This window comes from Candidatus Cardinium hertigii (assembly GCF_003788695.1).
On sequence record NZ_RARA01000009.1, the window covers coordinates 1 to 14,447 of the forward strand.

Annotated in this window: 6 protein-coding genes, 1 tRNA gene and 3 pseudogenes; 7 read left to right on the top strand and 3 right to left on the bottom strand. The window is 36.3% G+C overall.

Annotated features, from left to right (window positions below; all coding sequences use genetic code 11):
* The 6 genes and pseudogenes from EDM02_RS00200 to EDM02_RS00230 form a co-directional block, all read left to right on the top strand.
* Window positions 1-1,141, top strand: a 1,141-nt coding sequence (locus EDM02_RS00200) for a DNA gyrase C-terminal beta-propeller domain-containing protein (protein WP_317614968.1), incomplete at its 5' end; no start/stop codon positions are given.
* An 86-nt stretch (window positions 1,142-1,227) separates the two neighbouring features.
* Entirely contained in the window at window positions 1,228-2,976 is a 1,749-nt protein-coding gene (locus EDM02_RS00210) for a tetratricopeptide repeat protein (protein WP_184891042.1), read from the top strand.
* 47 nt (window positions 2,977-3,023) lie between these two features.
* Window positions 3,024-3,099: transfer RNA gene (locus EDM02_RS00215), tRNA-His, on the top strand.
* A gap of 577 nt (window positions 3,100-3,676) precedes the next feature.
* Complete coding sequence (dnaE, locus tag EDM02_RS00220; protein WP_123662141.1) at window positions 3,677-7,114, top strand: DNA polymerase III subunit alpha; 3,438 nt, start codon at window positions 3,677-3,679, stop codon at window positions 7,112-7,114.
* A gap of 626 nt (window positions 7,115-7,740) precedes the next feature.
* Window positions 7,741-11,178, top strand: a complete 3,438-nt coding sequence (dnaE, locus tag EDM02_RS00225) for a DNA polymerase III subunit alpha (RefSeq protein ID WP_123662141.1) — start codon at window positions 7,741-7,743, stop codon at window positions 11,176-11,178.
* A gap of 170 nt (window positions 11,179-11,348) precedes the next feature.
* A pseudogene (locus tag EDM02_RS00230) lies at window positions 11,349-11,720 on the top strand (IS4-like element ISWosp8 family transposase); the annotation flags it as partial.
* A gap of 68 nt (window positions 11,721-11,788) precedes the next feature.
* On the opposite strand, the pseudogene EDM02_RS00235 reads toward EDM02_RS00230, so the two are convergent.
* Both EDM02_RS00235 and EDM02_RS00245 read right to left on the bottom strand, forming a co-directional pair.
* Window positions 11,789-12,120, bottom strand: a pseudogene (locus EDM02_RS00235) (transposase); the annotation flags it as partial.
* A gap of 347 nt (window positions 12,121-12,467) precedes the next feature.
* Window positions 12,468-12,632 (bottom strand): annotated as a pseudogene (locus EDM02_RS00245) (IS5-like element ISCca3 family transposase); the annotation flags it as partial.
* 427 nt (window positions 12,633-13,059) lie between these two features.
* Here EDM02_RS00245 and EDM02_RS00250 point away from each other — a divergent pair.
* Window positions 13,060-13,917 carry a leucine-rich repeat domain-containing protein gene (locus EDM02_RS00250; protein ID WP_123662143.1) on the top strand — a complete coding sequence of 286 codons (858 nt, stop codon included), beginning with the start codon at window positions 13,060-13,062 and terminating at the stop codon, window positions 13,915-13,917.
* A gap of 323 nt (window positions 13,918-14,240) precedes the next feature.
* Here the strand turns inward: EDM02_RS00250 and EDM02_RS00255 are convergent.
* Window positions 14,241-14,447 (bottom strand): KH domain-containing protein (locus EDM02_RS00255; protein ID WP_184891043.1); only part of this gene is annotated, 207 nt, incomplete at its 5' end.

Consider the following 14,447-nt stretch of genomic DNA (forward strand, 5'->3'; position numbering starts at 1 on the left):
GGATGATTTTACTGCTAACCTATTTATAGCAACTGCACATCAATACTTGCTTATATTTACAGAATATGGTAAGATCTATTGGATCAAAGTGTATACCATACCAGAAACTAAAAAAGCAACCCAAGGAAAAGCTATACAAAATTTAATTAATATAGCGTCTGGCGATCAGGTGCGTAGTATTATTCAGGTTAGAGATTTAAAAAATGATGATTATGTAGATAATAACTATGTAATTATGTGTACGAGACAAGGTATTATTAAAAAAACGCCGCTTCGTGCATATGCTACGCCACGTGCCAATGGCATTCATGCCATTATTATCCGAGCGGGAGATTGCCTTTTAGATGTTAAATTAACCAATGGGGATAACCGCATTGTGTTGGCGCTTGAATCTGGTAGAGCCATTCAGTTTAATGAACAAGATGTGCGCCCCATGGGGCGCGTTTCCTCTGGTATGCGAGGTATAACGCTAGCCCATGTAACGGATCGTGTGATGGGCATGGCTTGTTTACCTGTATCAGATATAACCCATAAGAAATTAGATTTATTAGTGGTTTCTGAACATGGTTATGGTAAAAGGTCTTCTCTAGATGATTATCGTATTACCAAAAGAGGTGGAAAAGGCGTAAAAACCATCCACATTACTGAAAAAACTGGTAAACTGGTAGCCATTCATGCGGTAAAAAATCAGGATGAATTAATGATCATTAACCAATCGGGGGTGATTATTCGAATTGAAGTAGGTAAATTACCTCTTATAGGCAGGGCTACGCAAGGCGTAAGGTTGATTCGGTTGGGGCAAAATGATAAAATTGCTTCTGTAGCTAAAATAGATATATTAGAAGGAGTAGGTGGGTTAATGGATGGAACAGCAATGGTAGGTAACCTACTAGGGCAAGAAAATACCATGACCTATGAAATGGATAAAAATTCACAATCAAATGCAATAAATATGATGATGCTAGACGACGAATATACATTAGACTATGAGGAAGAAGATGAAGACCTACTGGAAGAAGAGGAAGTAGTGTCTGATGAGGATCTAGAAGAAGGGTTTTCCTTATTTAATGAAGATGACCAAGAAGAGCTAGAAAGTGAAGAGGAAGAAGAGGAAGAAGAGGAAGAGGAGGACAGTATTTAGTTGAGTGGAACGGTTTATGGTATATATGATATAATAAGGGACATGTAGGTATGTATATTATATTATGGTTCTTTCTGATTATATGTGTGATACCACATAACGCTTTTGCTATACCCAAAACTATAGCAAAAATTGTTCAGACCTTTGAAGGAAAACATAAGAAAAAAAAAGCTAACCCAAAAGCTAAACTAAACAAGGCCAATGATAAATGTAAGGATGCGCTTCCTATTGATACTTCTGCATCACCAACTGGTGATGCAGAAGAAGCTCCGGTTGTAGTACCGGAGCAAGTATCGGAGGAAGCTCCTAAAAATGAGCCCGCATCTGTTTCATCTGAAGCATCTAGTTCTGCCAATGCAGTAGAGGGTACCCCCAATGCAGTAGAGGGTACCCCTAATGCAGTGGAGGGTGCCCCTAATGCAGTGGAGGATGCCCCCCAAAATGAGCCCACTAAAGCAGAGCAGGCCCGTTTGGGTATAGATAAAGCCATTAAAGATAGAAAACTGGTTAAGCATCCTGCTACTTGGTACTATCGAGGGGTTATTTATGATCAATTATTAAGAGAACAGATTACTTCGCAAGCCGCACCAGATTTATTAAACGAAGCACTTGCAGCCTATGAAGAAGCTAAAAAATTAAGCGTGCTGAGTAGCCAGTTTCATAGTTTTGCACTTGGCAATATTGCAGCCCTATGGAATTATTATTTAGAAAAGGGCATTGCCTATTCTTTACAAGAATCTTTTGATCAAGCAGTAGATCACTTTGCTGTTTGTAGACGTATTATACCGGAAGAGCCTACGCCATTGTTGTATACAGCTATTGTTTATCACAATAATGATAAGCCAGAAGAGGCACTGCGCTATTATAGCGATTATTTACAAGATAAAGGTTCTGTGCAAAATAAAGAGGCATATCCGGCTGTTTTTAGAGCTATGGCTGATATTCAATATAATAAGCTTAAAAAATTTGATGAAGCTATTACCCTTCTCGATACAACACTTGTGACCTTTCCTTTACATAATGAATTGTTAGAAGAAAAGCTCCTCATATATAAAGATGCTAATAAAATAGAGGAGTATGAAGCTTCTTTAGCTACTGTAGTTTCGAATAAAAATAAAGAAGTAGAGAGCTGTTATGCCTATGCTTATTTTCTCGAAAATCAGGGACGTATAGAAGAGGCTATTTCTTATTACCAACAAATTTTAAAACTTAAGCCTAATCAGCATAATACCTTGCGTCAAATGGGCTTATTATTTTATAATGAAGCCATAAAAGCATATGCAATTGTTCAGAAATTAGATGGACAAATAAAGCAATTGGGCACGGGAGGGGGCATAACTGAAGATTTATGGAGCTTGATTGGCGTAAATGTCAAGCAGCCGTTTAGCTATCCTTTAGGTACTGCCTTAACTGAGAAAATAGTAATGTACAGCGTGCATCCATTTTTTTCTAGTACTACATTTGTAGTACATGATGGCCCTTTGATGCAATCTAGTGGGATAGGCAACTTGCGTATAAGTGATAGAATAAAAGCAGATAGTCTAGATGATACGAGTACATTATATAGGTATATTGCCAAAAAAATTGCAGTTGAATTATTGTGTTATAATCGGGTTCAAACTATAATAGAATTAGAAAGATTTTTAGCCAAATCTTTGCATTATCTAGAAATGGCTTATATGCAAAACAAAAAAGATAAAACGATTACACAAGCTTTGTATTATAATTATTTTTATTTAAAAAAATATGGATCTGCTAAGCGCATGTTAAGCATCATGCAAAGACAAAAACAATATGTGAGCCAGGAAGATGATCCATTTTTTACTGAAAAGTAGCCATTGCGCATAAGTAATTATTAATAATTGCTTATTTTTACCTGTATGGTGAATGTAGCTCAGCTGGTTAGAGCATTGGTTTGTGGTGCCAAGGGTCGCGGGTTCGAATCCCGTCTTTCACCCTTCTTCAGGATAAGTTGTTTGGGAGTTTTGGATCGGAATGTTTGTAAATCACACAAAAACGAGTACCTTTGTCTTTTGCAAAGTTACTTTTAACGGAAATCAAATAGTATAATACATACGTAATACTTAATAAATTATTATGGTTGAAAACAACAATAAAATCGGGTTTCATTATGCAGGCTCAAAGGGATGGCTACTTTTTTGGGTTATTATTTTTTTTCGTGTAGCGCTCATATTATTTTTTTTAAATGGCCGTTTTGTGAAGGGCGAAAAAACGTATTATATCCGATACAATGGCTCCCAATGTTGGTTGATATTTTGGTTTGTAGCCCATTATCCTGTCGCCTTTTTGTTACTCTTTTTAAACGGAGTTACTTTTTGGTCTACCCAAAATAGAGACAACTTATACACAAATAAAGAAAACTTATACACAAATTAAAGTACCCTTATTTCTTTAAATAGATCATGCATAACCCTTTCATAGTGAATAGAAAGAAATAGGGGAGATATTGTGCGCATTTTAAGGGCTTTTTACAAGCTACGGTTACAGTAGTATGCCTACCATTTCCATACCATTATGCACGATTTTTGCCATTTGCATTGCCATACCGAATATTCTCTGCTGGATGGCGCAGCTAAGGTAAAAAGTTTGGTAGCAGCCACTAAACAGTTGGGTATGCAGGCATTGGCCATTACAGATCATGGCAATATGTTTGGGGTTCCCCATTTTGTAGCAGCTGCAGCAAAGGAAAAGGTTAAGCCCATTATAGGATGCGAAATGTATATGGCACCTAATAGGCATGACCATAAAGATAAAACCCGTTACCACCAATTATTACTTGCCAAAAATGCTATAGGCTATCAGAACCTTATCAAACTTTGCTCCTTGGGGTTTTTAGAAGGCTATTATTATAAACCACGAATTGATAAAGCCTTACTTAAACAGTATAAAGAGGGATTAATAGCTACTACCTGTTGCTTAGGTGCAGAGATCCCTAGAGCCATTATCCAATATGGAGAAGCAGCTGCAGAAAAACTATTTTTAGAATGGCTAGATCTATTTGGAGAAGATTATTATATTGAAATTCAAAGACATAATATTAAAGAGCAAAATATTTGCAATCCAGTCCTGCTCCATTGGGCTAAGAAATATGATGTGAAGATCATTGCTACGAATGATGTGCATTACATTACGAAGCAGGATAGTGTTGCGCAGGATGTGCTACTTTGTTTGCAGACCGGACAAGATTATCATGATCCCAATCGCATGCGATTTAGCAACGATCAGTTTTTTTTAAAGTCTCCAGTAGAGATGGCATTGCTTTTTGCAGATATACCAGCTGCCATTACCAATACAATAGCATTGGTAGAAAGGATAGAAACCCCTTGTCTGGCACGGGATATCCTTTTGCCTATTTTTAGTCTTCCAGATGGATTTACAGACCCAAATCTTTACCTAAAGCATTTAACTTTTTCTGGTGCCCGTTCCAAATATGGAACCATTTCTGTAGAAGTAGAAAGTAGGCTCAATTATGAATTGGCTACCATTATGCAGACAAATTTTGCCAGTTATTTTTTAATTGTGCAAGATTTTATTGATGCCGCTACACGATTAGGCGTTATAGTAGGACCGGGGAGAGGTTCTATAGCAGGTTCTCTCGTAGCTTTTTGTATAGGTATTACGAAAGTAGACCCTTTGCGCTATAATTTGCTATTTGAACGCTTTCTTAACCCAGAACGGGTTTCTATGCCCGATATAGATGTGGATTTTGATGATGAAGGACGTAAAAAAGTAATTGATTATGTAGTTGAAAAATATGGCAAAAGTCAAGTAGCCTCCATTATTACTTTTGGCAGCATGGCTGCTAAATCTGCTATACGGGATGTAGCACGTGTATTGGGTATGCCCCTGGCACGTGCCAATTATATAGCGAAGCGCATTCCAGATAAATTAGGCATTACGTTAGCGGAAGCCTTTGAAGAGGTAGCTGAACTGGCTGCCATAAAAAAAGCTATTACTACATCAGAAGGGCAAGTGCTTGCCTTAGCTGAAACATTAGAGGGGGTAGTCCGTCATACAGGTATCCATGCCGCAGGCATGATCATAGCGCCTGATGATTTGCTGAATTATATTCCTGTTAAAACAGATAAAAATTCTGGTCTGCTAGTTACCCAATATGATGGGGCTGTTTTGGAGCAGATGGGTATGTTGAAAATGGATTTTTTGGGGCTAAAGACGCTTAGTATCATTAAAGATGCATTATTATTGATCGAACAGAATAGAGGCATTTCTATAGATATTGATCTTATTCCATTAGATGACCCGATAACTTTTAAACTTTACCAAACCGGTAATACCAAAGGAACCTTCCAGTTTGAATCAGAAGGGATGCGTCAATGGTTGATTAAATTACAACCGACTACTATGGAAGAGCTTATTGCCATGAATTCCCTTTATAGACCAGGCCCTATGCAGTTTATCCCCAATTTTATTGCCCGTAAACATGGTATAGAACCCATTGAATACCCTCATCCTCTTTTAGAAGATATTCTAAAATCCACCTATGGCATCATGATTTACCAAGAGCAAATCATACAAACGGCACAGCACATGGCAGGTTATACCTTGGGTGGAGCTGATTTGTTGCGAAGGGCTATGGGTAAAAAAAAGACAGCAGAGATGGCTATGCAGCGAGATATTTTTGTGGCAGGAGCAGCTAAAGAACACAACATTTCTAAGGAAAAAGCATTAGCTGTTTTTGACATTATGGAAAAATTTGCGCAGTATGGGTTTAATCGTTCTCATTCAGCAGCCTATTCCCTAATTGCCTACCAAACGGCTTATTTAAAGGCCAATTATCCTACCGAATATATGGCAGCTGTCTTAACCCATAACCAAGGAGATATTGAAAAAATATCTTTTTTTATGGAAGAAAGCCGTCAACAAGGCATTGCTATATTGGGACCTGATATAAATGAGAGTCAGATAAATTTTAGTGCTAATCTGCATAAAGAAATAAGAGTTGGATTAGGTGCTATAAAAGGCACGGGTGATGCTGCTGTTACCGCTATTATACAAACCAGAAAGGCACAGGGCCCTTTTAAGGATATTTATGATTTTGTGGAATCCATAGATCTAAAAGCAGTAGGCAAAAAAACAATAGAGTGCCTTGCGCTATCCGGTGCTTTTGATTCCTTTAAAGGAACACACAGAAAGCAATATGTCTATGAAGCAGTCGGTGGTAGTTTTGTAGAAAAAATTATACAGTATGGCAATCATATTAAAAAAGAACGGATAGAGATAGGGCAATCCCTTTTTGCAGCTAGTGCTTACAGCCAAATTAAAAAACCGGAGCCAGTGGGTTGTGCGCCTTATGAGCCATTAGAACAATTGCGTATAGAGAAAGAGCTGGTTGGTTTTTATATTTCGGGTCATCCATTAGATGCATTTAAAATTGATATGGCAAGCTTTTGTAATGTAACTACAAAAAATATATTAACTTCTATTCGAAAAGTAGTATCCATCGCTGGTATCCTTACCGCTTGTATTATAAAACAGGATAGTAAGGGCAATGCCTTTGCTTTACTGACCTTAGCTGATTATCATGGATCCCTAACATTTGCACTTTTTGGAGAAGACTACTTAAAACACAAACATCTATTAGAAACGGACCAATTACTGTTTTTAACAGGGAATATCAGCACGCGTTATCGCAACCAAGATATACAAGTATTTAAGCCACAAACCATTAGCCTATTAAGAGATATACGGCCAAAAATGACCAAAGGCATACACCTAAAACTAGCACAGCGCCATATAAATACACAATTGGTCAACGCATTAGAAAGTGGTCTAAAACGTTATCCAGGGAAATATCTTGTAAAGATCTCCATTGTGGATCATGAGGAACAGATGGCCATTCCTACCCTTTCCCAACAATACCGTGTACAGCTAAACAATGAATTATTTGTATTATGTAACAAGCTTTCTATTGATTTTCTACTTTGTTCTTAGAAAATATTTCTGCCACGCACGTGAACGAACAATGGCGTCAACTTAAGGTTTAACTATTATTGATAACTTGGGAGTTTTGGATCGGAATGTTTGTAAATCACACAAAAACGAGTACCTTTGTCTTTTGCAAAGTTACTTTTAACGGAAATCAAATAGTATAATACATACGTAATACTTAATAAATTATTATGGTTGAAAACAACAATAAAATCGGGTTTCATTATGCAGGCTCAAAGGGATGGCTACTTTTTTGGGTTATTATTTTTTTTCGTGTAGCGCTCATATTATTTTTTTTAAATGGCCGTTTTGTGAAGGGCGAAAAAACGTATTATATCCGATACAATGGCTCCCAATGTTGGTTGATATTTTGGTTTGTAGCCCATTATCCTGTCGCCTTTTTGTTACTCTTTTTAAACGGAGTTACTTTTTGGTCTACCCAAAATAGAGACAACTTATACACAAATAAAGAAAACTTATACACAAATTAAAGTACCCTTATTTCTTTAAATAGATCATGCATAACCCTTTCATAGTGAATAGAAAGAAATAGGGGAGATATTGTGCGCATTTTAAGGGCTTTTTACAAGCTACGGTTACAGTAGTATGCCTACCATTTCCATACCATTATGCACGATTTTTGCCATTTGCATTGCCATACCGAATATTCTCTGCTGGATGGCGCAGCTAAGGTAAAAAGTTTGGTAGCAGCCACTAAACAGTTGGGTATGCAGGCATTGGCCATTACAGATCATGGCAATATGTTTGGGGTTCCCCATTTTGTAGCAGCTGCAGCAAAGGAAAAGGTTAAGCCCATTATAGGATGCGAAATGTATATGGCACCTAATAGGCATGACCATAAAGATAAAACCCGTTACCACCAATTATTACTTGCCAAAAATGCTATAGGCTATCAGAACCTTATCAAACTTTGCTCCTTGGGGTTTTTAGAAGGCTATTATTATAAACCACGAATTGATAAAGCCTTACTTAAACAGTATAAAGAGGGATTAATAGCTACTACCTGTTGCTTAGGTGCAGAGATCCCTAGAGCCATTATCCAATATGGAGAAGCAGCTGCAGAAAAACTATTTTTAGAATGGCTAGATCTATTTGGAGAAGATTATTATATTGAAATTCAAAGACATAATATTAAAGAGCAAAATATTTGCAATCCAGTCCTGCTCCATTGGGCTAAGAAATATGATGTGAAGATCATTGCTACGAATGATGTGCATTACATTACGAAGCAGGATAGTGTTGCGCAGGATGTGCTACTTTGTTTGCAGACCGGACAAGATTATCATGATCCCAATCGCATGCGATTTAGCAACGATCAGTTTTTTTTAAAGTCTCCAGTAGAGATGGCATTGCTTTTTGCAGATATACCAGCTGCCATTACCAATACAATAGCATTGGTAGAAAGGATAGAAACCCCTTGTCTGGCACGGGATATCCTTTTGCCTATTTTTAGTCTTCCAGATGGATTTACAGACCCAAATCTTTACCTAAAGCATTTAACTTTTTCTGGTGCCCGTTCCAAATATGGAACCATTTCTGTAGAAGTAGAAAGTAGGCTCAATTATGAATTGGCTACCATTATGCAGACAAATTTTGCCAGTTATTTTTTAATTGTGCAAGATTTTATTGATGCCGCTACACGATTAGGCGTTATAGTAGGACCGGGGAGAGGTTCTATAGCAGGTTCTCTCGTAGCTTTTTGTATAGGTATTACGAAAGTAGACCCTTTGCGCTATAATTTGCTATTTGAACGCTTTCTTAACCCAGAACGGGTTTCTATGCCCGATATAGATGTGGATTTTGATGATGAAGGACGTAAAAAAGTAATTGATTATGTAGTTGAAAAATATGGCAAAAGTCAAGTAGCCTCCATTATTACTTTTGGCAGCATGGCTGCTAAATCTGCTATACGGGATGTAGCACGTGTATTGGGTATGCCCCTGGCACGTGCCAATTATATAGCGAAGCGCATTCCAGATAAATTAGGCATTACGTTAGCGGAAGCCTTTGAAGAGGTAGCTGAACTGGCTGCCATAAAAAAAGCTATTACTACATCAGAAGGGCAAGTGCTTGCCTTAGCTGAAACATTAGAGGGGGTAGTCCGTCATACAGGTATCCATGCCGCAGGCATGATCATAGCGCCTGATGATTTGCTGAATTATATTCCTGTTAAAACAGATAAAAATTCTGGTCTGCTAGTTACCCAATATGATGGGGCTGTTTTGGAGCAGATGGGTATGTTGAAAATGGATTTTTTGGGGCTAAAGACGCTTAGTATCATTAAAGATGCATTATTATTGATCGAACAGAATAGAGGCATTTCTATAGATATTGATCTTATTCCATTAGATGACCCGATAACTTTTAAACTTTACCAAACCGGTAATACCAAAGGAACCTTCCAGTTTGAATCAGAAGGGATGCGTCAATGGTTGATTAAATTACAACCGACTACTATGGAAGAGCTTATTGCCATGAATTCCCTTTATAGACCAGGCCCTATGCAGTTTATCCCCAATTTTATTGCCCGTAAACATGGTATAGAACCCATTGAATACCCTCATCCTCTTTTAGAAGATATTCTAAAATCCACCTATGGCATCATGATTTACCAAGAGCAAATCATACAAACGGCACAGCACATGGCAGGTTATACCTTGGGTGGAGCTGATTTGTTGCGAAGGGCTATGGGTAAAAAAAAGACAGCAGAGATGGCTATGCAGCGAGATATTTTTGTGGCAGGAGCAGCTAAAGAACACAACATTTCTAAGGAAAAAGCATTAGCTGTTTTTGACATTATGGAAAAATTTGCGCAGTATGGGTTTAATCGTTCTCATTCAGCAGCCTATTCCCTAATTGCCTACCAAACGGCTTATTTAAAGGCCAATTATCCTACCGAATATATGGCAGCTGTCTTAACCCATAACCAAGGAGATATTGAAAAAATATCTTTTTTTATGGAAGAAAGCCGTCAACAAGGCATTGCTATATTGGGACCTGATATAAATGAGAGTCAGATAAATTTTAGTGCTAATCTGCATAAAGAAATAAGAGTTGGATTAGGTGCTATAAAAGGCACGGGTGATGCTGCTGTTACCGCTATTATACAAACCAGAAAGGCACAGGGCCCTTTTAAGGATATTTATGATTTTGTGGAATCCATAGATCTAAAAGCAGTAGGCAAAAAAACAATAGAGTGCCTTGCGCTATCCGGTGCTTTTGATTCCTTTAAAGGAACACACAGAAAGCAATATGTCTATGAAGCAGTCGGTGGTAGTTTTGTAGAAAAAATTATACAGTATGGCAATCATATTAAAAAAGAACGGATAGAGATAGGGCAATCCCTTTTTGCAGCTAGTGCTTACAGCCAAATTAAAAAACCGGAGCCAGTGGGTTGTGCGCCTTATGAGCCATTAGAACAATTGCGTATAGAGAAAGAGCTGGTTGGTTTTTATATTTCGGGTCATCCATTAGATGCATTTAAAATTGATATGGCAAGCTTTTGTAATGTAACTACAAAAAATATATTAACTTCTATTCGAAAAGTAGTATCCATCGCTGGTATCCTTACCGCTTGTATTATAAAACAGGATAGTAAGGGCAATGCCTTTGCTTTACTGACCTTAGCTGATTATCATGGATCCCTAACATTTGCACTTTTTGGAGAAGACTACTTAAAACACAAACATCTATTAGAAACGGACCAATTACTGTTTTTAACAGGGAATATCAGCACGCGTTATCGCAACCAAGATATACAAGTATTTAAGCCACAAACCATTAGCCTATTAAGAGATATACGGCCAAAAATGACCAAAGGCATACACCTAAAACTAGCACAGCGCCATATAAATACACAATTGGTCAACGCATTAGAAAGTGGTCTAAAACGTTATCCAGGGAAATATCTTGTAAAGATCTCCATTGTGGATCATGAGGAACAGATGGCCATTCCTACCCTTTCCCAACAATACCGTGTACAGCTAAACAATGAATTATTTGTATTATGTAACAAGCTTTCTATTGATTTTCTACTTTGTTCTTAGAAAATATTTCTGCCACGCACGTGAACGAACAATGGCGTCAACTTAAGGTTTAACTATTATTGATAACCAAGTAGAATAGGATATTTTTTTACATTTGCTACATGGCTTCTTATTTAGCGAATAAATTTTTTTTTTATTATTTCATAAAAAAGTGTATGATACATTTTTTTATGCAAGAGTTTTTAGGGGAAAATTTTATTTCGGAAATTAAAGATAAATTGTATTCAGCCATATTTCAGACTATCCATTCCAAAGGCGGCCATATGTTCACACGCAGAAGGAAACTTACTTTTCCAATAGTATTTTCCACTATTTTAAAGCTAGTTAAGCGAAGTTTAGGCATAGAGTGTGAACTTATGGAACCATTAACGTACAAAATTCCTCCATCCAAGCAAGCTTTTTCCAAAGCAAGGTATAAACTTTCTCATACTGGATTTAAAGAATTATTGGAAGACAGCATTCGCATAGCTTACCAAAATGATCCTACCTATGGCACATGGAAGGGGTACAGACTTATTGCAGCAGATGGTTTTTCCCTTCGAGGCCGTTGCAACAGGCCGACAGTATTGATTTTTAGATGCTTTTAGTTCATTTTGGATAGACCATTCCCCTAGCAACCTTTTAAAATGATATTTGGGGACCTGTATAAGTTATAAGCTATTGCTTCCATAAGATGTTGTGTATGCATTTTATCAATACCTATATAGCGGGCTCCCGAACTTCGGAACCAACTTTTTATACTACCAAATACACGTTCTACCTTATAGCGAGTCTTAGCTACTAATTTATTGTATCCGTTCAGTGGTGTGGCAGGGTGCTGNTAGCCTTCTTCTGAATAGCTGATTTTAACTTTTTTTTCTTTAATAATGTTTCATTAGGTGAGCCGCTATAGCCCTTATCTGCATATACTCTGCTACCTGGTGGTAAGTTTACTTTNAAGATGTTGTGTATGCATTTTATCAATACCTATATAGCGGGCTCCCGAACTTCGGAACCAACTTTTTATACTACCAAATACACGTTCTACCTTATAGCGAGTCTTAGCTACTAATTTATTGTATCCGTTCAGTGGTGTGGCAGGGTGCTGAAATTCAGAATAAAAAATACCTAATGATATATTTATTTTATATTTTACCCAAAAAATAATTTTTAACGTTTTGTTTTTAAAGTTCATTAACAGCACTTTTATAAAGTACATATGTATTGAACAATTGCTTATAAATATCTTTACTTCAATTTTTTAGTTGATAATTAATTATAGCCATACCACTGAACGGATACAATTTATTAAACCGCTTAGCGGTAGCTGATAAAGGATTATGCTTAGTAGCCTTCTTCTGAATAGCTGATTTTAACTTTTTTTTCTTTAATAATGTTTCATTAGGTGAGCCGCTATAGCCCTTATCTGCATATACTCTGCTACCTGGTGGTAAGTTTATTTTATCTAATAATAAACTTACAAATTTTGATGTAGCGAACCTAAATCAGTTAATAACGCTTAATTTATCTAATAATAAACTTACAAATTTTGATATAGCGAACCTAAATCCGAATCTAAATCAGTTAAGATATCTTAATTTATCTAATAATAAACTTACAAATTTTGATGTAGCGAANTGGGAGTGTGTAAGAGCGTTAAAACTACCCATACCAACTGAAACCTGGGAAGAGATTGTACAGTTCACGTCTAATGATGAAAAGAAAGATCTTTTATGTGAGGTTAATAGACAATTTCAAGCTATTTCCAAAAAAGTAGTAAAGAGGAGAAAATATAATGAGAACCAGCCTTACATTATTGATGGCCGTAATGATGCACATTTTGAGGCAGGATGTGATTTTGTAATAAGATTTGGGATAAGACATGTTTGTTACCGTGGCCCTATGGATATTCGTCACATGCGTCCCCTAATAAACTTGGTGGGGCGGTTGAGGGATCAGGAAACACCATTAAGATCTCTTAAATTACTACATACAGATAAAACAAACGTGACTGCTCTTGGTTTATCTAACTTAAGATTAAATAATAATGATTTAAATCTATTTTTATCGGTGCTCTCTGAGGATACCAGAGATAACTTAAGAAGGCTTAATTTATCTCATAATCAAATTACAACTGTTAATGTAGCGACCCTAAATCAGTTACAAAATCTTAATTTATCTCATAATCAACTTGCAATTGTTGATATAACGAACTTAAATCAGTTAAGATATCTTGATTTATCTCATAATCAACTTACAATTGTTGATATAACGAACTTAAATCAGTTAAGATATCTTGATTTATCTCATAATAAACTTACAGCTGTTGATGTAGCGAAGCTAAATCAGTTAATATATCTTCATTTATCTAATAATAAACTTACAGCTGTTAATGTAACGAACCTAAATCAGTTAATAAAGCTTAATTTATCTAATAATAAACTTACAAATTTTGATGTAGCGAACCTAAATCAGTTAGGAGAGCTTTATTTATCTAATAATAAACTTACAACTGTTGTTGTAGTGAACCTAAATCAGTTAGAAAAGCTTTATATATCTAATAATCAACTTACAACTTTTGTTGTAGAGAATCTAAATCAGTTAAAATATCTTCATTTATCTAAGAATCAACTTACAACTTTTGATGCAACGAACCTAAATCTAAATCAGTTATGTACACTTGATTTATCTAATAACCTTATCAAAAATAAAGAGGCAATAAAGACTTTATGCAGTAGAAATATTAAAATAGTTATTTAGTCCCAGCATGTAGGTATCTGTTCATCTTCGCAAGATTGAAAAATAGCGCAATAATGTAAGTTTATAAAAAATGCGCCTTGAAGAAAGCTGTGAGTAGAAAAGAAAGGCTGCAAGATGTTAGAAAATCAGCCTGTTTGAGCCTACTCTTCGTCTTTGAAAAGCTGGCTGCGCTTTAAAAGAAATAGTTTTTTTTAAAAGAAATAGTTTTTTTTAAAATGGATAAAATTATTAATTATTAAATATTAGTAATATGCTATAATCTATAAAACATTGCTGCTAGGCCAGTGAAGGGATAATATAATTTCTGCCCCATTTTCGGTTACCTATGTTTTTTTTGATAGATTTGGGTAGCCAAACTTATTCAGTAGCAACGCATTTTTACGCCAATTCGGAGTAACTTTAACATGCTGTGCTAAAAAGATTTTTTTCTTAAAAAAGTGTTCCAATGCTATCCTAGCTTCTATGCCTAACGTTTTTAACGCCCCTCCTTGTTTGCCTATTATAATACCTTTTTGCGTTTGTCGCTCTAC

Excerpts from the sequence above, each read along its gene's own strand:
- dnaE (WP_123662141.1), top strand. The coding sequence starts at position 3,677 with ATGCACGATTTTTGCCATTTGCATTGCCATACCGAATATTCTCTGCTG.
- dnaE (WP_123662141.1), top strand. The coding sequence starts at position 7,741 with ATGCACGATTTTTGCCATTTGCATTGCCATACCGAATATTCTCTGCTG.
- EDM02_RS00250 (WP_123662143.1), top strand. The coding sequence starts at position 13,060 with ATGGATATTCGTCACATGCGTCCCCTAATAAACTTGGTGGGGCGGTTG.